At 52.5% G+C, this 23,992-nt stretch carries 30 protein-coding genes; 16 read left to right on the top strand and 14 right to left on the bottom strand.

Translation table 11 applies throughout. The features are described 5' to 3' along the window. Positions 1-6: 6 nt before the first annotated feature. Positions 7-1,284 carry a hypothetical protein gene (locus ACESNI_RS18010; RefSeq protein WP_373089575.1) on the bottom strand — a complete coding sequence of 426 codons (1,278 nt, stop codon included), beginning with the start codon at positions 1,282-1,284 and terminating at the stop codon, positions 7-9. Positions 1,285-1,443: 159 nt separating this feature from the next. Then, a complete protein-coding gene (locus ACESNI_RS18005) occupies positions 1,444-2,328 on the bottom strand; it encodes a branched-chain amino acid aminotransferase (RefSeq protein ID WP_373089573.1) in 885 nt (294 codons plus the stop codon). Between the two features lie 105 nt (positions 2,329-2,433). Between ACESNI_RS18005 and ACESNI_RS18000 the strand changes: the two genes are divergently transcribed. The 3 genes from ACESNI_RS18000 to ACESNI_RS17990 are packed head-to-tail and all read left to right on the top strand — an operon-like array spanning position 2,434 to position 4,991. After that, a complete protein-coding gene (locus ACESNI_RS18000; protein ID WP_373089570.1) occupies positions 2,434-2,928 on the top strand; it encodes a MarR family winged helix-turn-helix transcriptional regulator in 495 nt (164 codons plus the stop codon). Between the two features lie 27 nt (positions 2,929-2,955). Continuing rightward, entirely contained in the window at positions 2,956-3,639 is a 684-nt protein-coding gene (locus tag ACESNI_RS17995) for a response regulator (protein WP_373089568.1), read from the top strand. Continuing rightward, positions 3,627-4,991: an ATP-binding protein gene (locus ACESNI_RS17990; protein ID WP_373089566.1), complete on the top strand. Its 1,365-nt coding sequence runs from the start codon at positions 3,627-3,629 to the stop codon at positions 4,989-4,991. The genes ACESNI_RS17995 and ACESNI_RS17990 overlap by 13 nt, the downstream gene beginning before the upstream one ends. On the opposite strand, the gene ACESNI_RS17985 is transcribed toward ACESNI_RS17990, so the two are convergent. The 6 genes from ACESNI_RS17985 to ACESNI_RS17960 form a co-directional block, all read right to left on the bottom strand. Further along, on the bottom strand, positions 4,913-5,338 hold the full coding sequence (locus tag ACESNI_RS17985) for a hypothetical protein (protein WP_373089564.1): 426 nt from the start codon (positions 5,336-5,338) through the stop codon (positions 4,913-4,915). The two genes, ACESNI_RS17990 and ACESNI_RS17985, sit on opposite strands and share 79 nt — an antisense overlap. A 27-nt stretch (positions 5,339-5,365) precedes the next feature. Beyond that, positions 5,366-5,707: a tRNA-binding protein gene (locus tag ACESNI_RS17980; RefSeq protein ID WP_373089561.1), complete on the bottom strand. Its 342-nt coding sequence runs from the start codon at positions 5,705-5,707 to the stop codon at positions 5,366-5,368. Between the two features lie 67 nt (positions 5,708-5,774). Next, positions 5,775-6,245 (bottom strand): hypothetical protein, encoded by a 471-nt coding sequence (locus ACESNI_RS17975; RefSeq protein ID WP_373089558.1) that lies wholly within the window; start codon positions 6,243-6,245, stop codon positions 5,775-5,777. Positions 6,246-6,326: 81 nt separating this feature from the next. Next, positions 6,327-7,139 carry a pyrroline-5-carboxylate reductase gene (gene proC, locus ACESNI_RS17970; RefSeq protein ID WP_373089556.1) on the bottom strand — a complete coding sequence of 271 codons (813 nt, stop codon included), beginning with the start codon at positions 7,137-7,139 and terminating at the stop codon, positions 6,327-6,329. 2 nt (positions 7,140-7,141) lie between these two features. After that, a complete protein-coding gene (locus ACESNI_RS17965) occupies positions 7,142-7,648 on the bottom strand; it encodes a YbjN domain-containing protein (protein WP_373089554.1) in 507 nt (168 codons plus the stop codon). Between the two features lie 237 nt (positions 7,649-7,885). Next, positions 7,886-8,191 (bottom strand): accessory factor UbiK family protein, encoded by a 306-nt coding sequence (locus ACESNI_RS17960; protein WP_373089552.1) that lies wholly within the window; start codon positions 8,189-8,191, stop codon positions 7,886-7,888. A 117-nt stretch (positions 8,192-8,308) separates the two neighbouring features. Between ACESNI_RS17960 and lgt the strand changes: the two genes are divergently transcribed. From lgt to ACESNI_RS17895, 13 genes are all read left to right on the top strand, one after another. After that, a complete protein-coding gene (lgt, locus tag ACESNI_RS17955; protein ID WP_373089550.1) occupies positions 8,309-9,118 on the top strand; it encodes a prolipoprotein diacylglyceryl transferase in 810 nt (269 codons plus the stop codon). Beyond that, the gene (locus tag ACESNI_RS17950) at positions 9,115-10,182 is read left to right on the top strand and encodes a class I SAM-dependent methyltransferase (protein ID WP_373089547.1); all 1,068 of its coding nucleotides are present in this window, start codon (positions 9,115-9,117) and stop codon (positions 10,180-10,182) included. Before lgt ends, ACESNI_RS17950 begins: the two co-directional genes overlap by 4 nt. Before the next feature lies 1 nt (position 10,183). Next, on the top strand, positions 10,184-10,951 hold the full coding sequence (gene pgeF, locus ACESNI_RS17945) for a peptidoglycan editing factor PgeF (RefSeq protein ID WP_373089545.1): 768 nt from the start codon (positions 10,184-10,186) through the stop codon (positions 10,949-10,951). A 126-nt stretch (positions 10,952-11,077) separates the two neighbouring features. Beyond that, positions 11,078-11,899, top strand: a complete 822-nt coding sequence (locus ACESNI_RS17940; RefSeq protein WP_373089542.1) for a hypothetical protein — start codon at positions 11,078-11,080, stop codon at positions 11,897-11,899. A gap of 160 nt (positions 11,900-12,059) precedes the next feature. Further along, positions 12,060-12,995 carry a ribose-phosphate pyrophosphokinase gene (locus ACESNI_RS17935; RefSeq protein ID WP_373089539.1) on the top strand — a complete coding sequence of 312 codons (936 nt, stop codon included), beginning with the start codon at positions 12,060-12,062 and terminating at the stop codon, positions 12,993-12,995. Between the two features lie 96 nt (positions 12,996-13,091). Next, positions 13,092-13,766 carry a 50S ribosomal protein L25/general stress protein Ctc gene (locus tag ACESNI_RS17930; RefSeq protein ID WP_373089536.1) on the top strand — a complete coding sequence of 225 codons (675 nt, stop codon included), beginning with the start codon at positions 13,092-13,094 and terminating at the stop codon, positions 13,764-13,766. A gap of 14 nt (positions 13,767-13,780) precedes the next feature. Continuing rightward, positions 13,781-14,386 carry an aminoacyl-tRNA hydrolase gene (gene pth, locus ACESNI_RS17925; RefSeq protein WP_373089533.1) on the top strand — a complete coding sequence of 202 codons (606 nt, stop codon included), beginning with the start codon at positions 13,781-13,783 and terminating at the stop codon, positions 14,384-14,386. Between the two features lie 2 nt (positions 14,387-14,388). Further along, complete coding sequence (gene ychF, locus ACESNI_RS17920; protein WP_373089530.1) at positions 14,389-15,486, top strand: redox-regulated ATPase YchF; 1,098 nt, start codon at positions 14,389-14,391, stop codon at positions 15,484-15,486. 70 nt (positions 15,487-15,556) lie between these two features. After that, positions 15,557-16,027 (top strand): MaoC family dehydratase, encoded by a 471-nt coding sequence (locus tag ACESNI_RS17915; protein WP_373089528.1) that lies wholly within the window; start codon positions 15,557-15,559, stop codon positions 16,025-16,027. Continuing rightward, positions 16,024-16,473: a MaoC family dehydratase gene (locus ACESNI_RS17910; protein WP_373089526.1), complete on the top strand. Its 450-nt coding sequence runs from the start codon at positions 16,024-16,026 to the stop codon at positions 16,471-16,473. The genes ACESNI_RS17915 and ACESNI_RS17910 overlap by 4 nt, the downstream gene beginning before the upstream one ends. Positions 16,474-16,582: 109 nt before the next feature. Then, complete coding sequence (locus tag ACESNI_RS17905) at positions 16,583-17,560, top strand: SPFH domain-containing protein (RefSeq protein ID WP_373089524.1); 978 nt, start codon at positions 16,583-16,585, stop codon at positions 17,558-17,560. Between the two features lie 4 nt (positions 17,561-17,564). Next, positions 17,565-18,032 (top strand): NfeD family protein, encoded by a 468-nt coding sequence (locus ACESNI_RS17900; protein ID WP_373089522.1) that lies wholly within the window; start codon positions 17,565-17,567, stop codon positions 18,030-18,032. Positions 18,033-18,044: 12 nt separating this feature from the next. Next, positions 18,045-18,701 carry a dienelactone hydrolase family protein gene (locus ACESNI_RS17895; protein ID WP_373089520.1) on the top strand — a complete coding sequence of 219 codons (657 nt, stop codon included), beginning with the start codon at positions 18,045-18,047 and terminating at the stop codon, positions 18,699-18,701. Here the strand turns inward: ACESNI_RS17895 and ACESNI_RS17890 are convergent. The 6 genes from ACESNI_RS17890 to petA form a co-directional block, all read right to left on the bottom strand. Then, on the bottom strand, positions 18,694-19,566 hold the full coding sequence (locus tag ACESNI_RS17890; protein WP_373089517.1) for a VOC family protein: 873 nt from the start codon (positions 19,564-19,566) through the stop codon (positions 18,694-18,696). The two genes, ACESNI_RS17895 and ACESNI_RS17890, sit on opposite strands and share 8 nt — an antisense overlap. 44 nt (positions 19,567-19,610) lie before the next feature. Further along, entirely contained in the window at positions 19,611-20,234 is a 624-nt protein-coding gene (locus ACESNI_RS17885) for a LysE family translocator (protein WP_373089515.1), read from the bottom strand. A gap of 88 nt (positions 20,235-20,322) precedes the next feature. After that, positions 20,323-21,204, bottom strand: coding sequence for an S-methyl-5'-thioadenosine phosphorylase (locus tag ACESNI_RS17880; protein WP_373089513.1), 882 nt, complete (start codon positions 21,202-21,204; stop codon positions 20,323-20,325). A gap of 131 nt (positions 21,205-21,335) precedes the next feature. Then, a complete protein-coding gene (locus ACESNI_RS17875) occupies positions 21,336-22,103 on the bottom strand; it encodes a cytochrome c1 (protein WP_373089511.1) in 768 nt (255 codons plus the stop codon). Then, positions 22,096-23,334: a cytochrome bc complex cytochrome b subunit gene (locus tag ACESNI_RS17870; protein ID WP_373089509.1), complete on the bottom strand. Its 1,239-nt coding sequence runs from the start codon at positions 23,332-23,334 to the stop codon at positions 22,096-22,098. The genes ACESNI_RS17875 and ACESNI_RS17870 overlap by 8 nt, the downstream gene beginning before the upstream one ends. A gap of 10 nt (positions 23,335-23,344) precedes the next feature. Continuing rightward, complete coding sequence (gene petA / locus ACESNI_RS17865) at positions 23,345-23,872, bottom strand: ubiquinol-cytochrome c reductase iron-sulfur subunit (protein WP_373089506.1); 528 nt, start codon at positions 23,870-23,872, stop codon at positions 23,345-23,347. Positions 23,873-23,992: the final 120 nt, after the last annotated feature.

Here is a 23,992-nt window from a genome sequence, read left to right as displayed (position 1 = left end):
GAGCGACTAAAGCCTGCTTTGGCGGTCGATAAGCCATTCGCCAGCAAGGCGGTTAGCTTCTGCAATTTGCACCGGCGTCATTTTTGACATCAAGACCCTGTTCATCATCGGCGCCGACTTGTCCCCTTTTGCACCGGAAATCAAGGACCATTTCAAGGCATCAATCCGGACAAGTGAATCAGCGATTTCAGATTTTGCCGCCTGGCTGTCAAGTTCCGCCGTTTTTGCCGTTTCAAAAATTTCAACAACGGCTTTCTTGTCCAACCCCTTCATATCATCAAGCTCGCGGAGGGCGCTCGGCTCTTTTGACGCCAAAGAAATTTTCTTTTCAGTAAGTTCAGGATCCTGCAGGGCAATGTCGGCACCACCCGGCTTCACGGGCGGCGGAACATCAAGTGCTGCCCGTTTTACATCACCGATTGCCTGCGGTTGTGCCGCAACCTTCGACTGCTCGGGCAATCCCTTTACGGCTGGTGCCTTGGCCGAAGATGTCGTGGACCCCGCCACGGCAGGCGCAGACGCTATATTTGTAGCGGTTGTCGGCACTTGATTACCACCATCTTGCCTGGCCTTTAATTCCTCCAGCCGGGCTCGCGCCATTTCCAGCTTCTGCTGCTGTTGCTGATCTTCATTTTGCGCAGCCTGCTGCTGTTGCTGGTCGATTTTCTGCTGACGCAGTTCGGCATTCCGCTTGGCTTCCTCGGCCTGCTGTTGGGCCGCTAGAATAGCGGCTTTCCGGCTATCTTCAATTAATTTCAAAGCGGCCTCCGCCTCTGCATTGCGGTGTTCAATCATGGCTCGCTGCGTTTCGGCTCTGATATCAGCCGCACTCTGCGTCTCGCTTTCCTGTTGCTGTTTCAGCAGGGTTTTCGCGGCCTTGGCTTCCTGAAACGCCCCCTCATCCTGCCCGGTAAATTGACGATACCAGATCCCGAGAGTAGCAACAGATCTAGCCTCTGCCTCGCTGATTTCCTCGGGTGTCATGATGTCGCGAAGACGTTGAATGGCCTCATCTGCGCCAGCGAAATCCTGGGCTGCGGCAAGTTTAAACCACGCATACGCCTCGACGAGATCTGAACTAACGCTTTCTGTTCCCTTTTCAAAAGCCTGCCCAAGTTCGAACTGCGCCTGAACATCACCATGGCTGGCATCTGCGCGCCATTGTTCGATCACTGGAGCACCGTTCTGATCGCTAGCCTCATGGCCCTTCTGAAAGTTTGCGTTCGCGAGTTGGGTACTGATAACCAGCATACCAACTACCGTTCCTAGCCGCTTAATAATCATTGCCTAAAAATCCCGCCTTTACCCGCATATTTCCTTGTTATTCGGTTCCCCACGTTGTGACGTAGTATATACATCATTTTAACCGAAAAAATCTAAAAAGCAAAATACCCGCCACAATCGAGGGCGGGCATTCAATATCCGGGACCTTCAAGAGAGTTTTTATGCGGCTACTTTCCGCCGTACGCAGCTCTCATAATCCCCGATAAGTTGTTGGCAAATCAGGCCGGGCGCGAATTGATAGGTGTCGATACTGCTGACGGGCGTCACCTCCGCCGCTGTTCCAGTCAGGAAACATTCCGTAAAACTTCCCATTTCGTCCGGCATAATCACGCGTTCAATCACCTCTATCCCCCGTGCCTTTGCCAGGTCGATCACCGTGCGGCGAGTGATACCATCCAGAAAGCAATCCGGGGTCGGTGTATGTAAGGCGCCGTCTTTTACGAAAAAAATGTTAGCCCCTGTGGCTTCGGCCACGCGGCCGCGGTAATCGAGCATAACCGCATCATCAAATCCTTCCTGCTCCGCTTCATGCTTGCTGAGCGTACAGATCATGTAGAGTCCCGCCGCCTTTGATTGGGTCGGAATGGTTTCCGGCGACGGCCGTTTCCATGGCGACAGTTTAAGCCGAATGCCTTTCATGCGGGCTTCAGGGCTGAAATAGCTTGGCCAAACCCATGCAGCGATGGCGAGATTAATCTTGTTGTTCTGGGCCGACACGCCCATCATTTCCGATCCGCGCCAGGCAACGGGCCGGACATAGCCATCGACAATATTATTGGCGATAACGGTCTCGCGGCTGGCCTGATTGATTTCCTCCGCGGATTGCTCGATTTTAAAACCGAGAATTCGGGCGGAATTAATCAAACGATCCGTGTGTTCAGTCAATTTGAAAATTTCACCCTCATAGACCCGTTCCCCTTCGAACACACTGCTGGCATAATGCAGTCCATGCGTAAGCACATGGATGTTTGCATCTCGCCATGGTACGAGTTTACCATTAAACCATATAAAGCCGTCACGATCAGCGAATGAGGAGGTATCCATAATAAAGCACCTTAAGTTATTATAATATCGTATATTCCACCCAAAGAGTTCGATTATGTCGAATCGAATAGCTATTTTGTAACATTATGAGAAATATATGTCAACATGACTGACGTAAAATCAGGAAACAATCCTCTTTTTCTGCGCGAAGAAGAGCTACGGCAAAGCATCGAACTGTTGTTTTTTGCCTATCGGGACTTTACTGCGGGACCGGACCAGATTCTAAAAGACTATAAGTTTGGCCGGGCGCATCACCGGGTTATCCATTTTATCGGCCGAAATGAAGGCATGACCGTAACCGAGTTACTGGATATCCTCCGGATCACCAAGCAAAGTCTGAACCGCGTCTTGAGCACGCTGATTACGCGGGGATTCGTCGAGCAGCGGACGGGGGCCGAAGATCGACGGCAACGCTGCCTCTTCCTGACGGAAGAGGGACAGAAACTGGAACAGAAAGTGAGCCGGGTTCAGCGAGACCTCGTTTCCAGGGCGTTCCGCGAAGCCGGCGGCGACGCTGTGGCCGGCTATCGAAAAGTCCTTTCCGGTTTGATCGATGATGAAAACCGCGACACCGTCCTTAACAAAGTACTTAAGGCGTGAGATGGCCATATTCCGGAATTTGAATAGATGATGGACAACGCCGCGCATATCCTGGTCGTCGATGATGATACCCGGCTATTGTCCCTGCTCCGCAAATATTTAATGGACAACCAGTATCGCGTCTCGACGGCCTCCAATGCTGACATAGCCCGGAAGAAAATATCGGGACTTTACTTCGACCTGATTGTCCTTGACCGGATGATGCCGGGCGGCGACGGTCTGGATCTGGCGAGAAACGTACGCGCTGGATCAGGTGTAAACCGCCATATCCCTATTCTGATGCTGACGGCCATGGGGGATGCAGCAGACAGGATCAAGGGATTGGAAGCCGGTGCCGATGATTATCTAAGCAAGCCGTTTGAGCCGAGGGAGCTTCTGCTCAGAATAGACTCAATTCTGCGACGCGTTAAAACTGAAAAAGTCGAAGATCTCAATTTTGGTGATTACAGCTTTAATTTGGAAAGGGGGGAGCTCTTAAAGAGTGGAAAGATTGTCAATTTGACTTCCGGGGAATCATCGCTTCTGAAATCACTGGCTGCCACGCCCGGTGTGCCCATCAGCCGTGATGATCTGTCACTCAGCAGCGGAAATCAGGGTCGCGCGGTAGATGTCCAGATTACCCGACTTCGAAGGAAGATCGAGGAGGACCCGAAGCTCCCCCGGTATTTGCAGACCGTTCGCGGAGAGGGCTATGTTCTATGGGCCGACTAGAAATTCTGAAGAACCTATACCGGCTTATCACAACCGGATTCCTGAAAAAGCTGATGCCCCGGACATTGTTCGCCCGATCCATATTGATCGTCGTTTTACCTATTCTTTTTCTGCAGATACTTGTCACATATATCTTTTACGAGCGTCATTGGGACGACGTTGCGCGGCGTCTCGCTCAGGGCGTAGCCGGAGATGTTGCAACCGTAATTTCCATGATAGATAGATTTCCCGGCAACTCGGCGCACGCCTATATACTGTCGGCTGCGCGGGGGCAAATGCGGCTTGCCATAAGCATTGATGAGGGCGGCAAGCTGCCCGCAGGCGCGGACGAGCCAAAAGAATACGGGTTTCTCGAAAGCCATTTAGCGCGCGCGCTGCAAGAAAGCCTGCCCGCCCGCCCCTTCGTCATTTCCACCAATAAAAAGCTTGAATCAGTTATAATTCTTGTACAGCTTCCTGACGCGCTCCTACAGGTTATCGTCCATGACAAGCGGCTGTTTTCAACAACGACCTATATCTTTGTTATGTGGATGGTCGCCATTTCTCTCGCACTGCTGAGCATAGCCTTATTGTTTTTACGCAACCAGATGCGGCCCATCCGACAACTTGCCGCCGCGGCCGAACAGTTTGGTAAAGGCCAGTTTGTAGATGATTTCAAGTCAAGTGGCGCCCAGGAAATTCGCCAGGCATCACGTGCCTTTCATGTTATGAAACATCGCATTTTGCGGCAGATAACCCAGCGAACTGAAATGCTGGCGGGCGTCAGTCACGATCTGCGAACCCCCCTTACCCGGATGAAACTTCAACTGGCGATGATGCCGGACGATGGGGATAAATCCAGCCTGGAGGGCGATGTTGCCGACATGGAACAAATGGTCGAAGGGTATCTCGCTTTCGCCCGCGGCCAGGAGGCTGAAGCGGTTGAAACGGCTGATCTTTCGGAGCTATTTCATGAAATCATCAACAACGCACGACGCCAGGGAACCGCTATATCGCTGAAGACCCCCCGGGAGCTATCGGTTTCCATCAGACCAAATAGCTTTAAACGTTGCATTACCAATCTAATCAATAATGGCGCCCGCCATGCCACTGAAATTTGGGTTGAGGTCGGCTCGGACGATGCGGATGTCATTATTACCATTGATGACGATGGGCCCGGAATCCCTAAAGAAAACCGTGATGATGTCTTTCGGCCATTTTACCGGCTTGATCCATCCCGTAATACGGAAACAGGGGGCAGTGGATTGGGCATGACCATAGCCCGTGATGTAATTCATGGCCATGGCGGACAAATTGCGCTTGGCACGTCTCCTGTCGGCGGCCTCCGAATTGAAATCCGTCTTCCCAAATAATGTGGTAAGGCGTTAAACGGCGCAAAGGCTCTCTGGATTTCTTCAGCTGTTTTCTGATCCGTGACAGGAACAGTCGCGAAGGCAGCATTGGCGAGCGCCAGAACAGGGGGTATGCTGGCGATGGCAAGCTCGGGCGATTTCGCAGCGGCGGCGATCATTAAGACCTTTTGCACTTCGGAACTCAAAGTCTGGACGAGAGACGCCACATCCTGATCGCGGGATTTAAACACGGTAAACGCTTGACCGGCCTTTTCACAGGCTGCATTTATTTCCGCTGTCTGCTGTTGGAACAGGGAGGATAAATCTGGCGGCGGCGGCATATCTTCGCCTCCTGGCGGGTCCTCCATTGGTTCATTCCTCACTTGTAAAAAAACCTAGTACAGTCGTCCGCCTAACGGCACGTCATGGTCTGGCGCGATCAGAGAGATACTGCCGTTGGCATCCTCAAATCCAAGTACCAGCACCTCAGACATAAAAGGACCAATCTGCCGGGGCGGAAAATTAACGACGGCAGCAATCTGCCGGCCCACCAGATCTTCAGGAGAATAAAGCACAGTAATCTGGGCCGAGCTTTTCCTCACGCCGACTTCTTTGCCAAAATCTATTTTAAGCTTGAATGCGGGCTTACGCGCCTCTGGAAAGTCTTCCACCGCGACAATGACACCGACGCGGATATCCAGTTTCAAAAAATCATCAAAAGTCGTTTCTTTTTCCATATGCCCCACCTTTTCGTGGCAAATGCTAGGCGATCAGGGCTGACAGAACAATGCAAAATATATGATCTTATCCGCCTGATGAGAATTTTTCGGCGACCTGTTCAATCGAAGCCAGGGATTTTTCCATCGATTGATTAATTGCGTCAAAAGATTTGCTCGTGGATGCCGTCAACGTTTCCGCCGCCTTGTTCAGGCTGTCTATGGTCACCGTCAGGTTGTTGATTTGCGATTGCACATCCGGAACCTTACCCGGACCGTCCCACGCCGTTGTAACTGAGTCATTAAGAGACGCATGCAAATTTCCAAGTGCTTGTTGCAGCGTGTCTTTTTGCAGGGAAACTATGCTTTGAAGGCCTTGCGCCGCCGATTGGACCGCTGCCGTCATTTTCTGCATGTTATCGTTCTGCAGGGTCGTAAGCGGACTGAGGTCGGGAATGATCAACCCGCCTGCCACCGTCGGAGCTCCGCTGGCCGGAGTGGCGGCGGCATCGGAAGACGAAGCGCTCGGCGCATCATTGGAAGAGGATTTATCACTCATAGTTCTACCTTCTGGAGAATATATGAGGTTATATAACTATTCTAATTCAACTTTAAAGGGTTAATTACCAAGAATTCACCGTCAGCCGAGTTCTTTCGATCGACGTGTCGCGGCCGCGACAGTCTTTCGCATCAGCGGCCCCAAGCCATCGTCGGCCATAAGAACCTCTAATCCGGCGGCGGTGGTTCCATTGGGACTGGTCACATTCCGCCGCAACTCTGCCGCCGTCTCCTTAGACTGCGAGGCCAGCGCCCCGGCTCCGGCGACGGTTCCCTCCGCCAGTTTCACCGCGAGATCTTCCGGCAATCCCGCGCTTACGCCCGCCGCGGCCATCGCCTCTATCATATAGAAAACATAGGCCGGGCCGGAGCCGGACAGGCCAGTGACGGCATCCATCAGGCTTTCGTCCTCGATCCAGAAAACACTGCCGATCGCGGCCATAAGCATATCACAATGTCGTTCCTGTTCCGGCGTAACCTGATCGTTGGAACAGCAAACCATCATCCCTTTGCGCACCGCAGCCGGGGTGTTCGGCATCACGCGGATAATAGCGGCATGGCTACCTAACGCCTTTTCAAAGCGGGCGATACCGGTACCAGCGGCAATAGAAATAACAAGTGGGCCTTTTTCCACAATCGTGCGAAACGTCGGCAAAACATCCGTCATCATCTGCGGCTTTACTGCGAGCACGATAACATCCGGCTGAAAACCGTCCGGAATATCCTTCGGAGACGCAATCCCCTGGCACCCGAGGCCCGTCGCCACGCCAAGATTCTCAGAATTGGGATCGATGACGACAACATCGCCGGGCCTCACCTGTCCTTCATCAATCCAGCCGCCCAGCATCGCTTGCCCCATTTTGCCTGACCCGACCAGCATTAGCTTAAGAGGCATTCTTAGGCCTCGCCCATGGTTTCGAACATGGCCGCATCAATGGCTTCCAGGGGTGTCTTGCCGCCCCACAGGCAAAATTGTATCGCCGGATAGAATTTTTCAAGTTCACTCATCCCGATCTCGACAAGCGACTGAATTTGCTCACTCGTGACATCGTTTGGACCGGCCAGAAGCAGGGAATGACGAAACATGATCAAACCTTCTTCCCGCCAGGTATCAAAATGGCCAACCGGCATTCTTTCATTCACGCGGGCAAGCAACTCATATATCGATTGATACTGCCGGTCAGGAACTTTAATGTCATAGGCGCAGGAAAAATGAACGGCGCGAAGATCCGACCGCCAGGAAAACCAGAGATGATATTGGCACCAGCTTCCTTCAACGCCGACAGTCAGTTCATTGCTACCCTGCCGGTCAAACGACCAATCGTTATCAACGATTATACTTTCAACGAGATCAAGGGGATTGGGTTCTTCGAGTTCTTCGTGAGACAGGTATAAGGACGTCATGGAGCCATTCCTTTCAGAACTATCCTCGCCGGCTGTCACCCCGTGACCTGGTTTAAACCCTAGCCGGTAAGGAAATCTACTACAGACCATATATGGTGCTGCTAATATTGCTGTACCATAAATATAGCGTAATCTGCCTTGTGCAGCCGCGCAACCAAGAAAGCGCCATCGTTTTCTTTTTCTTGTGGATAAATCGGTGCACTGCCCAGAAATTCCGGGCGGCCCTACCCTATCCGACTACTTATCAGTTTTTGGATTGGCAGCTTTTGCTTTTCTGGCAGGCGCTGGCTTGGAAAGCGTTGCCACCTTTTTCTCCAATGCTTCCAGCCGGGACTTGAAAGCATCGTTTTCCTCGCGTAGCAGAACAGCCATGGCCTTTACCGCATCGAATTCCTCGCGCGGGACCAGATCCATGTCGCTGATAAATCGTTCGAGTCGCTGATGAAAGAGGTTTTCCCATTCCGCTTTCACGCCTTGGGCCGTTCCGACGGCGCCGGTGGCCAGCCGGGCCAAGTCATCGAATAGACGCGAATTTGTTTGCATAAGTCCAACTCCTGTTCTTCAATCGGCCGCATAATGACGGCCAATACGTCCGAAAGCAATTGCTTTGAGCACTGATATGCTTGCGAATATTGCATATAGCTTTATATAGTGTGCCGCATGACCTTATCGACACAATTTTTGGCAATCTCCTTTCCGGAAATCGATCCAATAATATTCCAGATCGGCCCCTTTGCCATTCGCTGGTATGCTTTGGCATATATCGCCGGGCTCGTAATTGGCTGGCGATTAATGATGTGGCTTGCCCGGAAACCGGGATCAAATGTCACGGACAAGCAGGTCGATGATTTTTTGATATGGGCGACCCTCGGCGTCATCCTTGGGGGGCGCCTCGGCTATGTGCTTTTTTACAAGCCCGCATATTTTCTGGCCAATCCAATGGAAATTTTCATGGTTTGGCATGGCGGGATGTCCTTCCATGGCGGCATTTTAGGCGTTACGATCGCCACGATTATATATACGCGTATACTTAAAATATCACTGATGTCCTTCGCCGACTTACTTGCCATCGTGACGCCCATTGGATTGTTTTTCGGCAGGCTCGCTAATTTTATTAACGGTGAGCTTTACGGAAGACCGACTGACGTTGCCTGGGCGGTCATCTTTCCCGGCGGCGGCGATATGCCCCGTCACCCCAGCCAGATTTACGAGGCGTTGTGTGAAGGCGCGCTGTTGTTCGTCATCATGCTCGTCATGCGCAAGACCCGGTTTGCGGAAAAGCCGGGCTTTCTGGCAGGGATATTTTTGGTAGGCTATGCCCTCGCCCGGAGTTTTGTCGAGCTTTTCCGGCAACCTGATGCCTATCTTGGGTTCCTGATCGGTGGCTTCACCATGGGCCAGCTGCTGTCGCTCCCCATGATCGTCATTGGACTCTGGCTTATCTGTCGGGCGACCCCCGCCAAGGCATGAACACCCTCGGCCAGATCCTGAAATCCCGGATTGACGCCGACGGCGCGATCTCATTGCATGATTACATGCAGATTGCCCTGTCCCATCCCGAATATGGCTATTACGCATCAAAAGAGCCGTTCGGGTCAGGCGGGGATTTTATTACTGCGCCAGAAATCAGTCAGATGTTCGGTGAATTGATTGGTCTATGGTGCGTTGACGCATGGTCTAAGCTGGGTGCGCCAAAGAAAATCCACCTGGTGGAACTCGGGCCCGGCAATGGCACGCTCATGGCGGATATCCTTAGGAGTGCACGGCTTGCTCCGCAGTTCCTGTCCGCTGCCGACATCCATCTTGTTGAAAACAGTGACCGCTTAAAACGTCGGCAAATGAAAAAGCTGAATACCGACGCGATAACATGGCATTCTGAATTACCGGACTTCAACGATGCGCCCGTTCTGTTGATCGCCAATGAATTTTTTGATGCGCTCCCCATTCACCAATATAAACGCCAGTCCGGCGCTTGGTATGAACGGCTTGTCGCCTGTAACAATCTTCAGTTTGAGTATATTCTCTCCGACACGCCCTCAACTTTAAGCTATTCTCCAATTTCGGCAAAAGAGGGCGATATCTTCGAGACCTGCCCCGCCGCCGAGAGCATAATCAGTAAGCTTGGCACTCTTCTTTTCCGGTCCGGCGGTGCGGCACTGATCATCGATTACGGGGCAATGGCAGAGGAAATTGGCGATAGCTTTCAGGCGGTACAGGGACATCGCTTTTGCGACCCTTTCTCCAAGCCAGGGGAAGCCGATTTGACGGCCCATGTGAATTTTTCAAATTTTGTCAGGATCGCAAATTCCTGTAAGATCAGGATTGACGGTCCCGCCTATCAGGGCCGATTTCTGCAGCGGCTCGGAATAGAGGCCAGATACAGCCTGCTGTGTCGCAATGCCACGGCAGAGCAACGGGATAAACTGACATCTGACCTGCGTCGGCTTGTTGGGACAGATGAGATGGGGACGCTTTTCAAGGTGCTGGCCTTGTCCCATAAGATGTCAGCCGCGCCCGAAGGATTTGGAGTTTAAGATGCTAAAAAGCCCCCTTTTGGAGAAATCCGCCGTCCGCCACGGCTTTTTCACGCGTGAAGGCGGCGTCTCAACGGGGTTATACAGCTCCCTCAACTGCGGACCCGGATCAAATGACATCCCCGCTGCAGTCGCCGAAAACCGAGCCCGTGCCATGGCGCTGATTGGGCGAAACGCCGAAGACTTGCGAACAGTTTATCAGGTCCACAGCGCAGACGTTATCGTCCTGCAGGACCGCGATGATCTGGTGCCAAGGCCAAAGGTAGATGCCATGGTTACCCGTCTACCCGGCCTTGCCCTTGGGATTCTCACCGCGGACTGCGTTCCCATTCTGTTTGCCGACACCCAGAACGGAATAATTGCTGCTGCCCATTCGGGGTGGAAGGGCGCCGTCGCTGATATTGGCCGCGCCGTGGTCGAAACTATGATCGGCCTTGGCGCGCGCAGGTCCTCTATCCTTGCCGCCATCGGTCCGGCGATTTCGCAAGAATCATACGAAGTCGGCCCAGAATTTCCGGCGCCGTTTCTAGCACTTGACGCGACATCGAAAAAGTTTTTTATCCCGTCCGTGACCCTGGGGCATTATATGTTTGATCTAAAGGCATTCGTGCGGAGGCGGCTGGAAAAACTCGAAATTGGCGGAATTGATGTTCTGGAAAACGACACATGCGCTGAAAAAGACCAGTTTTTTAGCTATCGGCGAATGACGAAACTTGGCGAGGCCGACTATGGAAGGCAGTTATCCGCAATAACCCTGGGCGGGGAATAGGGATAGTCTCCTCCACAGGTCTCTTGAATTTAGGGGATAAAATGCCGTATATGGTTGTTTTCATAATAATCTGTTTGTTGGGGATACTCGCAACCTGTGCAATGTAATCATTACATAAAATGCCTGTTGCTTTTTTCTTTGGCTTTCCTTGCTGCCTGTCAGCCGTTGGAACGGCCGTTTCAGCCGGAAGTCAAGACATCATGGCGTGCCGCCCCTGGCCCCCGCGCCTCCCTTTACGTCGAACCCGTCAAAGAGGGTCCCGCCAATCTGGATATGGCTATCGCCAAAAAATTGCAGGAACTCGGGATTGCCGCCTTTACCGGCGACGCCATTCCGGACCGGTATTATGTCCACGGAGAAATTATCGAAGCTGCAGGGGCAAGTTATCTGAGCTGGACGGTGTTTGATCCACAGAACCGCGACACCGGACTCTATACAAATGAAAAGCTGCCGGCAGATGGAAACCCTGCTGATCTTCCCCCAAAGGTTCTTGACGCGGTGGTTGCGACATCTGCCAGCAATATCGATCGTTTGCTTGGTGGCGATGGTATTAATGTTGCCACCTTGAAAAAGCCCATCATTTTTGTCCCCATTGTAACAGATGCCCCCGGGGACGGTTCCGAAAGTCTCGCGGCCGCCATTCAGGGCGAATTAGTGAAGTTGGGGCTTGATGTCCAGCCAACCGAAGCCGGGGCGAATTTCATTGTCCGCGGGAATGCCAAGCTCTCCCCGCCAACTGCGGGCACACAGGTTATTCAGCTGGTCTGGACGCTTGAACGCCGAAACGGGGAGCAGGTCGGTAAAATACAGCAGAAAAACAGAATCAAGGCCGGTTCCTTGGGCGGAGCCTGGGGGGCCACCGCCGTCATGGCCGCAAAGGGCGGCGCTCAAGGCGTCTATAATCTGCTGAGAAAGAGCGATCCTGAGTATTTTAAGGCGGAATCCTGAGATTATTTCGAACTAACCTGTAAAAAAGGGCGTTTAAATCGTTTACAGAGCCAGCACCCCTTGGTAAGTTCCGCCTGCTGTTGCCGATATGTGGTTTAGTAGCGGGGCAGAATGTATTTCTTTACTGAAAAAGCCTGTCATCGGCTAGAGGACCGTTCCTATGAAAGTGCTTGCGGGAAATGGCAACCGACCCTTGGCAGAAGCCGTTACAAACTACCTGAAAATTCCCCTGACTGATGCCGATGTCCGACGCTTTTCCGATATGGAGGTCTTCGTCGAGATTCATGAGAATGTCCGGGGTGAAGACCTTTTTATCATCCAGCCGACATCCTTTCCGGCCAATGATCATTTGATGGAGCTGCTGGTTTGTATAGATGCCCTTAAACGGGCGTCAGCAAGACGAATCACTGCAGTGCTTCCCTATTTCGGCTATGCCCGTCAGGACCGGAAATCGGGCTCGCGAACGCCAATCTCGGCAAAACTGGTCGCCAATCTTATCACCACTGCTGGCGCGGACCGGGTTTTGACTATGGATCTTCACGCCGGGCAGATACAGGGCTTCTTCGATATTCCAACTGATAACCTCTTTTCCGCCCCGGTCATTGTCCCCGATATTGAAAAGCATTATGGCCGCGGCGGGGATATCACTATTGTCTCGCCTGACGTCGGCGGTGTTGTCCGTGCCCGTGCCCATGCTAAAAGACTTGACGCAAACCTTGCAATCGTGGATAAGCGCCGTGAAAAAGCAGGTGTTTCAGAGGTAATGAGCATTATCGGTGATGTTAAGGGCCAACGCTGCATTCTCGTGGATGATATTGTCGATAGCGCCGGAACCTTGTGTAACGCGGCCGAAGCCCTGATGGAAAAAGGGGCCAAGAGCGTATGCGGCTATGTTACGCATGGTGTGCTTTCCGGTGGAGCGATAGCCCGGATCAATTCCTCGGCGCTGGATGAGATGGTGACCACCGATAGTATCATGGCGACGGAGGCCTTTCGGGTCTCTAAAAAGATGCGGCAGATCTCTGTTGCGCCGCTAATCGGCGAGGCCATGTACAGAATTTCCAAGGAAACCTCGGTTTCCAGCCTGTTCGATTAATCGGACAGGTATTTCACGGCGCGGGCACCCCTGGAGGCACGCGTCTTTTTGGCGCCGGGTGCAGCCCGGTGCAGCTCGTTACTTAGGAGAGATATAATGAGCGAAGTTGCAGTTTTAATTGCAGAAACGCGTGATCGGGCAGGAAAGGGGACCTCCCGTGCATTGCGTCGTGACGGCCGGACACCTGCCGTCATTTATGGTGACAAGAAAGACCCTATTTCCATTTCACTGGAAACAAACGAACTGGTTAAAACCATTCATCGTGATGCCTTTCTTTCAACTGTTTATACAGTAAAGGTTGGCTCGACAAAGCATAATGTCCTCCCCCGGGACATGCAGCTCCATCCGATCAACGATATGCCGGTCCATGTCGACTTTCTCCGGGTTTCCGCGAAATCGCAGATTGCGGTCATGGTTGTCGTGCATTTCCTTAACGAGGAAGAATGCGTCGGCCTGAAGCGCGGTGGCGTCCTGAACATTGTTCGGCATGAAATCGAATTGATGGTTCCGGCTGGCAATATCCCAGAAGCGATCGAAATCGACCTGTTGAAATATGATATCGGCGACAGCGTCCATATTTCGGAAGTAACCCTACCTGAGGGAGCGCATTCGACTATCACGGATCGCGACTTTACGATTGCGACAATCGCCTCACCGACTGTCGAGCCTGAAGTAGATGAAGATGCCGAAGCTGCTGAAGCTGAAGGCGCCGAGGGTTCTGAAGGTACAGATGAAGACGAAGGCGAAGGCACAGCCAAAGCTGAAGAATAAACTGGGAAACAACAATGTTTTTGCTGGTCGGCCTTGGTAATCCCGGTAAGGGATATGCGGGCAACCGGCATAATTTTGGATTTATGGCGGTGGATGAGATTATCCGCCGCCATTCCTTTATGCCGGAACGTATTCGATTTCAGGGACTGGTCGCCGATGGTAAGATCGGCGGTACAAACCTGCTGACCCTCAAACCTACGACCTATATGAACGAATCCGGGAGAAGCGTCGGGGAAGCCCTGCGTTTTTATAAGATACCGCTTGAAAATATTGTTGTCCTGCATGACGAGCTTGACCTACCGCTCGGGAAAGTCCGCATTAAGACTGGCGGTGGTCACGGGGGCAATAATGGCATTCGATCCATTGCCGCGCATGTGGGCGAAGGATTTTGCCGGGTCCGGCTGGGTGTTGGTCATCCGGGCGAAAAGCATCTCGTAACCAGTCACGTCCTGAAAGATTTCTCGAAAGCCGAACAGGGCGTCGTTGATAAAGTTATCGACAGCATTGCCCGTAATGCCGAGTTGCTGGTGACCGGGCAACACTCCGCTTTTATGAATAAGATAACACTCGATACCGCGCCTCCAAAAGCCGTCGGCAAAGAGAGAGATAAGGATAGTTGAGCATGGGGTTTAAATGTGGAATTGTTGGTCTTCCCAACGTTGGAAAATCAACGCTTTTCAATGCCTTGACGGAAACTGCCCAGGCGGCGGCTGAAAATTACCCGTTTTGCACAATTGAGCCCAATCTTGGTCAGGTCCCCGTCCCCGATGAGCGGATGGTAAAGCTCGCCAAACTCGCGACCTCAAAAGAACTGATCCCGACGCAACTGACTTTCGTCGATATCGCCGGCCTCGTCCGCGGCGCGGCAAGCGGGGAAGGCCTTGGCAATAAGTTTCTCGCCCATATTCGGGAAGTCGATGCCATCATTCAGGTCGTTCGCTGTTTTGAAGATGATGACATTACCCATGTCGATGGCAAGGTAGACCCGATTTCGGATGCTGAAACTATAGAAACCGAGTTAATGCTTGCGGACCTTGAAAGTCTAGAAAAACGAACAGAGGCACTGGTCAAGAAAATTCGCAGCGGTGATAAGGAAGCGAAAAAGCAGTCGGAGCTTATCGACAGGGCCCTTGTGGCCCTGCGCGAGGGAAAACCCGCGCGGCTTGTCTCGCTTGCCGATGATGAAGTAAGAACATTCCGCAATCTCCAGCTTTTGACCGCGAAACCTGTCCTCTATGTCTGCAATGTCGATGAGGAAAGCGCGGCGACAGGCAACAGCTTCTCGGATAAAATTGCCGAGAAGGCCGCATCAGAAAATGCTGGCGCCGTAGTAATATCGGCAGCGATTGAATCGGAAGTTGCGCAATTAAACACGGAAGAGCGGGAAGAATTTCTGACCGAACTGGGCCTTACTGAAACGGGCCTCGGGCGCATCATTCGTGCAGGCTACGATCTGCTTGACCTCGTGACCTATTTCACTGTCGGCCCAAAGGAATGCCGAGCCTGGACAGTGACAAAAGGAACCAAGGCGCCACAGGCGGCTGGCGTGATCCATACCGATTTCGAAAAAGGCTTTATTCGGGCCGAGACTATCGCTTATTCTGCCTATATTGACCATGGCGGAGAAAATGGTGCAAAAGAAGCTGGTCTGATGCGCCTTGAAGGAAAGGAATATGTTGTGCAGGATGGCGACGTGCTGCATTTCCGATTTGCAAATTAGCCTGCCCCGGATCAAACCTTAAGACGCAACTATATGCAATCGATCAGGATAAGGTCAGAAGGTAGTAAATATGTTGTATTGGGAAGACTTTACGATTGGCCAAACCCTCGAATTCGGCAGCTATCTGGTTACGGAAAAAGAGACTATCGAGTTTGCACGCGAATTTGATCCTCAGCCTTTTCACATCGATCGGGTCGCCGCAGCCGAGCATTATTATGGCGGCATCATTGCCAGCGGTTGGCATACGGGTGCCATGTGTATGCGAATGATGGTTGACGGCTACCTTCATGATTCCGCCTCCGTGGGCTCGCCTGGTATTGAGACGCTTCGCTGGAAATCACCTGTCCGTCCGGGTGAAACGCTTCATGTAAACGCAGAAGTTCTCGACAAGAGCCTGCCTAAAAGTATGCCGGAACTCGGTTTCATCAAGTTTTCCCATACGGTCTTTAACCAACTGGGTGAAGTTAAAATGACGCTGGTCTCAAGCGGAATGTTTTTAAAAGATCCCGCGCGCATTACGACGACGGAGGCAAGCGAATGACGCTCATCTATTTCGAGGATATAAGCGTCGGAGACAAAACCAGCTACGGCTCCAAACGGGTCACACGCGAGGAAATGCTCGATTTTTCCCGAAAATATGACCCGCAATCTTTTCACATAGATGATAAGGCAGCGGAAGATAGCCTCTACGGTGGCCTCATTGCCTCCGGCTGGCATACCGCGGCAATGCTCATGCGAATGCTGGTCGATAGCATGGGAAACAAACGGGCGGGCCTTGGGTCCCCGGGTTTCGACGATCTTCGATGGATAAAGCCGGTTCGTGCCGACGATGTTTTGCGGTTTGAATCCACGGTTTTAGAAACCCGAAAATCGATTTCCCGTCCCGACATGGGAGTTGTCCGGGCTGAGGTTTATGTCTTTAATCAGGACAATGAAATAGTGCTGTCGCTCAAGACAACCGGGATGATGAAAACACGCGCAGAATAACTACAGCAGCCCTTGAACAGGGTTCGGTGCTTTTTAACTTATTTTTTACAATAATACACTATATAGTGGTCCGACGCTGTTAATCATCCAATAAATTGGGGGTAGCAATATGGATCTCTTCTTATCCGGCTTTGCAGTTTTTGTTATTGTATTCGTGATTCTGGCAATTGCTATCGTCTTTATGGGTGTTACAATTGTCCCGCAGGGATTCCAGTATACCGTCGAGCGTTTTGGCCGGTATACGCGGAGTCTCCATCCCGGGCTCGGCCTGATTGTTCCCTTTATCGACCGTGTCGGTGCCAGGATAAATATGATGGAGCAGGTACTGGACATTCCAACTCAGGAAGTCATTTCCCGAGATAATGCAATGGTTCAGGTCGATGGTGTTCTGTTCTATCAGGTACTGGATGCCGCGAAATCGGCATATGAAGTCCGGGATCTGGAACGCGCCATCCAGAATTTGGCGCAAACGAACCTGCGGACTGTGCTCGGGTCCATGGATCTTGATGAAGCATTGAGTCAGCGGGATTCCATTAACGTCCGCCTGCTCAATGTCATCGATCAGGCCTCCACCCCCTGGGGTCTTAAGGTTACCCGCGTTGAGATCAAGGATATTACCCCGCCGCTGGATCTGGTTGAAGCCATGGGCCGGCAGATGAAAGCCGAACGCCTTAAACGCGCCGTCATTTTGGAGGCGGAAGGTGTGCGTCAATCTGAAATACTGAAAGCGGAAGGCGAGAAAAAATCGGCGATCCTCGAGGCGGAAGGCCGACGGGAAGCAGCATTCCGGGACGCTGAGGCCCGCGAACGACTGGCAGAGGCCGAGGCAAAAGCAACGCACGATGTGTCAGAGGCCATTGCCGCCGGTGATATACAGTCCATCAATTATTTCGTGGCGCAAAAATACACGGAAGCTATGAAAGAAATCGGCATGGCCCGCAATTCCAAGATTGTCCTGATGCCAATGGAGGCAAGCGCCCTTATCGGGACGTTAGGGGGCATTGGCGCGATTGCCAAGGAAGTGTTCGGAACACCCGATGCGGCCTCGCCACGACCGATACGGGGCTCGGTCCCCAACAGCGAGTAAGCGAATGTTCGAACAGATCGTGTCATCAATTGCAACGCTGGATTTCTGGGGATGGTGGATACTCGGCATCGCCCTCGTGATTTTGGAGGTGTTTGCGCCCAGTACCTTTTTTCTCTGGATGGGCATCGCAGCAGGTCTGGTGGGCGTCGTTGCCTGGATATTTCCTGGACTCCGATGGGAATATGAATGGCTTCTCTTTGCCTTGATTTCCGTCATAAGCATCATTATTTCCCGGCTGTTTCTGTCAAAGAATCCGGGCGTGGAAGATAATCCGACTTTAAATCAGCGCGGAGCACAATATATTGGACGCAGGTTCACATTAAGCGACCCCATCCGCAATGGTCGTGGTAAAATTCATGTAGATGATAGCCAATGGGCGGTTGAAGGGCCGGACATGGAAGCGGGAGATACCGTAATTGTCACAGGCGTCGATGGGACCCTTCTCATTGTCGATCCAGTTGACAAAAAATAAAAGGAGAGACGCATGGGTGAAATTCTGGAGCTTGATGCAAAAGACGGACATAAATTTTCTGCCTATAAAGCAACGCCGGATGGAAAGCCCAAGGGCGGTGTTGTGATCGTGCAGGAAATTTTCGGTGTCAATTCCCATATCCGGAATGTCTGTGACGGCTACGCGGCACGAGGCTTTGTCGCCATTGCGCCGGCACTGTTCGACCGTATCCGGCCCGACATCACCCTCGATTACGAAAGCGCGGACGTGGAACAGGGCATCAAGTACAAGATGCAGATCGAAGATGACAATGCATTGGCGGACATTGACGCGGCGGCCAAGGAAATCGCCGATGCCGGTGATGTGACGGTGATCGGCTATTGCTGGGGCGGTAGTCTCGCCTATTTAAGCGCCTGCCGCTTATCCTCCATCCAGAAAGCCGTTGGATATTATGGTGGACAAATTGCCCAAAATATCGATGAGACACCGAAAGTCCCGATAATCCTGCATTTTGGCGATTCAGATAATTCCATTCCCATGGAGGCGGTCGATAAAATCAAGCTGGCCCGCCCGGATATCCCGATTTATGTCTATTCCGCCGGACATGGGTTTAACTGTGACAAACGGGGTAGCTATGACGCTGCTGCCGCCCGTCTTGCCCTTGATCGAACGCTTGAATTTATTAGCTGATCTTTCGTTTCTGAACAAATTCCAGTAACACCCCGCAGGCCCCTGCCGGATTAATCCGGAGGGCGCCATTGGCGATTTTTTGTGGCGTAATACCGGCATCCACGAGAAAGGAATTTGTCTCCCCAAGGTCCGCGACTGCGACCGTCATCGAAATCAGATATGGCGCGGGCGGCATGTCGGCTGCAATCGTCAGGCCCGGGAACAGCAAATCTATATCCTGGTCATTGACGAAGACAAGGTTTCCCGCCCCCAGGCTAACCGTCAGGGTATTGTCTGTCAGTGTAACGTTAATCGACCCACAGAGTCGCCGGTAATAGTCTGCCAGCGACCCGGGATCATCGACCACGACCACGATTGAGGATATATTCTTGGCCCCATTCCTGTGCTGTTCCCATTCCGGACGCCGAACCAGTTCCGGGGTTAAGTGATGGCAGATGAAAAGATGCTTTTTTGACAGCCCGGCGGAGGATGTCAACCGGATCAGGTTGAACTCGGGCAGCACATCTCCCTCGGGCAACTCAAGTTTACGTTTCAGTTCCAGCAGATCGGATGGCTCCAGCTTTGCCTCGACAAGTGACCGGTGGGTTGCATTTGGATCATCACTGGCCAGCGCCAGTCCGAGCAACCCCTCCCCAGGGTCGGCGAGGGCCTGATCAAGACCGTTAGTCTCCATTGAGGGATCTACGATGCCCAGAAGCTCGATATAGTCTTCGGCGAACATAATGCAGTAATTGGCAGTCCCCCATCCTATATGGGATCCGCGCGGTGTGACGGTAAAGCCAAGTTTTTCGAATACCGTTCGCGCCGCTTCGAGGTTCTCCACCCCGATCAGCGCATGATCTATACCCGTAATATTATGAAGCATTGCCGTCTCTCCTTCGCCGATTGCTCAACTGCGATTACACATCTTCACGCCACACGCCGAACCGCCGCTGTCAATACGCCGGCCCCGATCAGGAAACTCGCCCCAACCCGGTTAAGAATTTTTAACGCCCGCCGGTTTTTAAACCATGCCTGCATCCGACCGACAAGTGCTGCCCAGATGGCAACATTTATCGCCGCCAAGGTCAGAAACGTTGCCTCCAGAATGACGAACTGCATCAGCATCGGCTCAGCTACATTAACAAATTGGGGAACAAAGGCGACAAAGAAAACAATGCTTTTCGGGTTCAGGGCGGTCACCAGATAGGACGTTCGGAACATGGCGCCCATGCTCCTGCCTTTCGGCACCTCGAGCTCATCAAGTTTGCCCCCACTCCGCCAAAGAGTGACGCCGAGCCAGATCAGGTACAACGCCCCTGCAAATTTCAGGACGCCAAACAAGGCCGCAGACGTCGCAAGGACCGCCCCCGCGCCAAGCAGAGAGGCCGTCATGGCGGTAAAGTCACCGAGCGTAACACCGGGGACGGTTGCCCAACCAGAGGCCCGTCCACGGTCCAGAGCACAGCTGATAACAATCATGACGGTCGGTCCGGGAATGGCGAGCAGCGCGGTGGTGGCGATAAAGAATGATATCCAGAGTTCAAATGACATCGCCTGTCCATTCCGTTGTAAGCACAAAAGCAAAGACATATGCGCAATTAAATGACAACCGCTAATTTTATCGCGCCAACTTTGAAGATTAAAGAACCCGGCCGGCAACTGCCTTCAGTTTCTGGACAAGAGCAGGGTCTCGTGCGTCAGGCGCGGTAATAAGGGCATTATCAAGTGCGTGATGGCAGCCCGCCGAGCAGGATGTCATCCGTTTTCCAAGGATCGGCGCAACTGCCTTCACCAATTCACGGGCCCCGTCGGCATTCTGCATCAGGACCTGAAGAATTGCCGATACTTCCACCGCCTCATGGTCAGAATGCCAGCAATCATAGTCCGTCACCATTGCCACAGCCCCGTAACAGATCTCGGCTTCACGGGCGAGCTTGGCTTCCGGCATATTTGTCATGCCGATCACCTGACAGCCCCAGCTTCGATAGAGTTCAGACTCAGCCAAGGAGGAAAATTGCGGCCCTTCCATCGCGAGATACGTCCCGCCCCTGCTCACCGGTATGCCGAGGTTCCGTGCGGCATTTTCGAGCGCATCTCCGAGACGGCTACAGACTGGACGGGCCATACTCACATGCGCAACGAGGCCCGATCCAAAAAAGCTTTTATGGCGCGCAATTGTCTGGTCTATGAACTGATCGACGATAACAAAGGTCCCCGGGGACAGCTTTTCTTCAAACGAACCGCAGGCACTGACGGAGATGATTTCAGTCACGCCCGCGCGTTTGAGGGCGTCAATATTGGCCCGATAATTAATTTCGCTTGGCGGAATTCTGTGGCCGCGTCCATGGCGCGGCAAGAACACCATCTCTATATCTTCAAATTGCCCAAACAGGAAGTCATCAGACGGCTCACCAAACCCACTCTCGACCCGCTGCCATCGTTTATTCGTCAACGCTTCGATTTCATATACGCCACTGCCCCCAATGACGCCAATGACCGGTTTCGTAGCCGCTTGAACCATATCGATCTCCAAAATACTGTCCAAAATCTAGCGTCGCAATCGTCGGGGGTCATCCGCTTTTTCTGTTGGACGATCTTCCCATAAAAAAGGGCGCTAAAATAAGCGCCCTTTTCTCACTATTCATAAAACGCTCAGTGCAGGTCAGCCCAGACTTTGCGCTTCACCGCATAGAAAATCGCGGCGAGAATCAGCAAAAACAAAATAACCTTCAAGCCCATGCTCTTGCGTACTTCCATTTTTGGTTCAGCGGCCCAGGTCATGAACACCGTCACGTCATGCGCCATCTGTTCGACCGTGGCCGGTGTCCCGTCAGAATACTCAACCGCATCCGCGGAGAGCGGTGGTGGCATTGCGATATTGTGACCGGGAAAATATGCATTGTAATGCATTCCCTCAGGGACAGTGAAGCCCGCCGGTGCCTCTTCAAAGCCTGTCAGGACTGAATAGACATAGTCATCTCCATCCTCGCGCGCTTTCACCAGCAGTGACAAGTCGGGAGGCAGTGCCCCACCATTTGACGCACGAGCGGCCTGTTCATTGGCAAAGGGAGACGGAAATTTATCGGACGGCTTGCCAGGCCGGTCGAACATCTCGCCGTCTTTGTCGGGGCCATCGGAATAATCAGACTGTGCCGCAATTGCCTTGATTTCATCCTCATTGAAGCCAAGATCGGCCAATGACCGAAACGCCACCAGCTTGAGACTGTGACAGCCAGAACAAACCTCCCGATACACCTGAAGTCCGCGCTGGGCGGCCGCCCGGTCGTAGGTGCCGAAAATGCCGCCATGCTCCCAATCCACTTCTTTCAGCTCGATGGCGTCTCCCGAGGCTTGGGCGTTTCCCAAAACAGTCAAAGAGACAAGAGCGGCAATACTCAACGATTTTACTAATTTAAGCATTGGCTGCCTCCTCCACGACCGGCTTTTTGGACAAGACATCCTCTGAAATGCTGGCTGGCAGCGGTTTTGGTTTTTCGAGCAGACCGACCACCGGTAACAAGATCAAAAGGTGGAAGAAATAATAAATAGTGGCGATCCGGCCCCAGATGATAAAGGCACCTTCCGGCGGCTTGCCGCCAATATAGGTGAGCAGGACACAATCCGCGACGAAGACCCAGAACAACTGTTTGAAGATGGGGCGATACCGTGCGGACCGGACGCGGCTCTTGTCGAGCCACGGCAGTGCAAACAGCACAGCGATTGCCCCGAACATCAGCATTACGCCGCCAAGCTTGTCCGGCACCGCCCGCAAAATCGCATAAAAGGGCAAGAAATACCATTCAGGCACGATATGCGCCGGCGTCACCAACGGATTAGCAGGCAAATAATTGTCCGGATGGCCAAGGTAGTTCGGCGCATAGAACAGGAAGGCGGAGAAGAATATCAGGAAGATTGCCAGTCCAAACAGATCCTTGACCGTATAGTAAGGATGGAAAGGAATACTGTCCTGCTTGTCTTTGAGGTCGAGCCCCGTCGGGTTATTGGACCCGCTGGTATGAAGGGACCAGATATGCAGGATGACGACGCCAACAATGATAAACGGCAACAGGTAATGCAAGCTGAAGAAACGGTTCAACGTCGGATTGCCGACGGCAAACCCGCCCCAGAGCCAGTTGACAATGCTCTCGCCAACCACCGGTATTGCACTGAAGAGATTGGTGATAACCGTGGCACCCCAGAAGCTCATTTGTCCCCAAGGAAGCACGTATCCCATAAAGGCGGTTGCCATCATCAGCAGGAAGATCACCAGGCCCAGCCACCACAAGAGCTCGCGAGGAGCCTTGTAGGACCCGTAATAGAGCCCCCGGAAAATATGCAGATAAACCACAATAAAGAACATGGAGGCGCCGTTGGCATGCATATACCGCAGAAGCCAGCCATAATTCACATCCCGCATGATATGCTCGACGCTGTTAAAAGCCATGTCGACATGCGGTGTGTAATGCATGGCGAGTACTACACCGGTAACGATCTGCACCACCAGCATGACACCGGCGAGCGACCCGAAGGTCCACCAGTAACTCAGGTTTTTAGGTGTAGGATATTCGTAAAGGGCGTGGTGCAGCATACCGGTAATCGGCAAGCGATCCTCAACCCACTTTACAGCAGAATTTTTTGGTTCAAAAGACATCTGGGGCCCCCTACCCAATCTTGATGGTATCGTCGTTCAGGAACTCATACGGTGGAACAATCAGGTTCTTTGGTGCGGGACCTTGACGAATACGTCCTGACGTATCGTATTGCGAACCGTGACAGGGACAAAACCAGCCCCCGTAATCTCCCTGCCCTTTCAGAGGTATACAGCCCAGATGGGTGCATACCCCGACCATGATCAGCCATTCCGGTTTGATAACACGTTCAGCGTCAGTTTGCGGGTCCGGAAGATCGGCCACCACGACATCCCGTGCGGCCTCAATATTTTCTTCCGTCCGATGTCGTACAAAAACCGGCTTTCCCTGCCAAACGACGGTGATTTCCGAACCGACTTCGATCCCGCTCAAGTCCACTTCAGTCGTGGACAGGGCCAACACGTCCGCAGACGGGTTCATTTGCGAGATAAACGGCCAGATAGCCGCTGCAGCCCCAACGGCCCCAAGACCGCCAGCAGCAACATATAGAAAATCGCGACGCTTTACGCCGTCTTCTTCCACAGGGGTGGTTGTCGTCATTTACTTTCCCCAAAACCTTTTAAAAATAATTGTATCGCGACCGCTTTTTGTCATCATAATGGCGATATGTCCAGCCCGAACGTATCAAATGCGACAATAAAGCACGGATTTTTTTCTGTA

Origin of the sequence: Sneathiella sp. (genome assembly GCF_041689005.1) — a bacterium.
In the GTDB taxonomy this organism is placed as follows: domain Bacteria; phylum Pseudomonadota; class Alphaproteobacteria; order Sneathiellales; family Sneathiellaceae; genus Sneathiella.
Note: the sequence above shows the minus strand (reverse complement) of the source record. Positions and strands in the feature narration are given on the sequence as shown.

What these genes read in the sequence shown, in the direction of transcription:
- ACESNI_RS17980 (WP_373089561.1), bottom strand. Translation starts at nt 5,707, where the DNA reads ATGGAAAAAGAAACGACTTTTGATGATTTTTTGAAACTGGATATCCGC.
- pth (WP_373089533.1), top strand. Translation starts at nt 13,781, where the DNA reads ATGTTTTTGCTGGTCGGCCTTGGTAATCCCGGTAAGGGATATGCGGGC.
- ACESNI_RS17890 (WP_373089517.1), bottom strand. Translation starts at nt 19,566, where the DNA reads ATGCTTCATAATATTACGGGTATAGATCATGCGCTGATCGGGGTGGAG.
- ACESNI_RS17905 (WP_373089524.1), top strand. Translation starts at nt 16,583, where the DNA reads ATGGATCTCTTCTTATCCGGCTTTGCAGTTTTTGTTATTGTATTCGTG.
- ACESNI_RS18000 (WP_373089570.1), top strand. Translation starts at nt 2,434, where the DNA reads ATGACTGACGTAAAATCAGGAAACAATCCTCTTTTTCTGCGCGAAGAA.
- petA (WP_373089506.1), bottom strand. Translation starts at nt 23,872, where the DNA reads ATGACGACAACCACCCCTGTGGAAGAAGACGGCGTAAAGCGTCGCGAT.
- ACESNI_RS17870 (WP_373089509.1), bottom strand. Translation starts at nt 23,334, where the DNA reads ATGTCTTTTGAACCAAAAAATTCTGCTGTAAAGTGGGTTGAGGATCGC.
- ACESNI_RS17930 (WP_373089536.1), top strand. Translation starts at nt 13,092, where the DNA reads ATGAGCGAAGTTGCAGTTTTAATTGCAGAAACGCGTGATCGGGCAGGA.
- ACESNI_RS18010 (WP_373089575.1), bottom strand. Translation starts at nt 1,284, where the DNA reads ATGATTATTAAGCGGCTAGGAACGGTAGTTGGTATGCTGGTTATCAGT.
- ACESNI_RS17975 (WP_373089558.1), bottom strand. Translation starts at nt 6,245, where the DNA reads ATGAGTGATAAATCCTCTTCCAATGATGCGCCGAGCGCTTCGTCTTCC.
- ACESNI_RS17990 (WP_373089566.1), top strand. Translation starts at nt 3,627, where the DNA reads ATGGGCCGACTAGAAATTCTGAAGAACCTATACCGGCTTATCACAACC.
- ychF (WP_373089530.1), top strand. Translation starts at nt 14,389, where the DNA reads ATGGGGTTTAAATGTGGAATTGTTGGTCTTCCCAACGTTGGAAAATCA.
- proC (WP_373089556.1), bottom strand. Translation starts at nt 7,139, where the DNA reads ATGCCTCTTAAGCTAATGCTGGTCGGGTCAGGCAAAATGGGGCAAGCG.
- pgeF (WP_373089545.1), top strand. Translation starts at nt 10,184, where the DNA reads ATGCTAAAAAGCCCCCTTTTGGAGAAATCCGCCGTCCGCCACGGCTTT.
- lgt (WP_373089550.1), top strand. Translation starts at nt 8,309, where the DNA reads ATGACCTTATCGACACAATTTTTGGCAATCTCCTTTCCGGAAATCGAT.
- ACESNI_RS17915 (WP_373089528.1), top strand. Translation starts at nt 15,557, where the DNA reads ATGTTGTATTGGGAAGACTTTACGATTGGCCAAACCCTCGAATTCGGC.
- ACESNI_RS17950 (WP_373089547.1), top strand. Translation starts at nt 9,115, where the DNA reads ATGAACACCCTCGGCCAGATCCTGAAATCCCGGATTGACGCCGACGGC.
- ACESNI_RS17885 (WP_373089515.1), bottom strand. Translation starts at nt 20,234, where the DNA reads ATGTCATTTGAACTCTGGATATCATTCTTTATCGCCACCACCGCGCTG.
- ACESNI_RS17880 (WP_373089513.1), bottom strand. Translation starts at nt 21,204, where the DNA reads ATGGTTCAAGCGGCTACGAAACCGGTCATTGGCGTCATTGGGGGCAGT.
- ACESNI_RS17935 (WP_373089539.1), top strand. Translation starts at nt 12,060, where the DNA reads ATGAAAGTGCTTGCGGGAAATGGCAACCGACCCTTGGCAGAAGCCGTT.
- ACESNI_RS18005 (WP_373089573.1), bottom strand. Translation starts at nt 2,328, where the DNA reads ATGGATACCTCCTCATTCGCTGATCGTGACGGCTTTATATGGTTTAAT.
- ACESNI_RS17875 (WP_373089511.1), bottom strand. Translation starts at nt 22,103, where the DNA reads ATGCTTAAATTAGTAAAATCGTTGAGTATTGCCGCTCTTGTCTCTTTG.
- ACESNI_RS17960 (WP_373089552.1), bottom strand. Translation starts at nt 8,191, where the DNA reads ATGCAAACAAATTCGCGTCTATTCGATGACTTGGCCCGGCTGGCCACC.
- ACESNI_RS17900 (WP_373089522.1), top strand. Translation starts at nt 17,565, where the DNA reads ATGTTCGAACAGATCGTGTCATCAATTGCAACGCTGGATTTCTGGGGA.
- ACESNI_RS17995 (WP_373089568.1), top strand. Translation starts at nt 2,956, where the DNA reads ATGATGGACAACGCCGCGCATATCCTGGTCGTCGATGATGATACCCGG.
- ACESNI_RS17965 (WP_373089554.1), bottom strand. Translation starts at nt 7,648, where the DNA reads ATGACGTCCTTATACCTGTCTCACGAAGAACTCGAAGAACCCAATCCC.
- ACESNI_RS17910 (WP_373089526.1), top strand. Translation starts at nt 16,024, where the DNA reads ATGACGCTCATCTATTTCGAGGATATAAGCGTCGGAGACAAAACCAGC.
- ACESNI_RS17895 (WP_373089520.1), top strand. Translation starts at nt 18,045, where the DNA reads ATGGGTGAAATTCTGGAGCTTGATGCAAAAGACGGACATAAATTTTCT.
- ACESNI_RS17985 (WP_373089564.1), bottom strand. Translation starts at nt 5,338, where the DNA reads ATGGAGGACCCGCCAGGAGGCGAAGATATGCCGCCGCCGCCAGATTTA.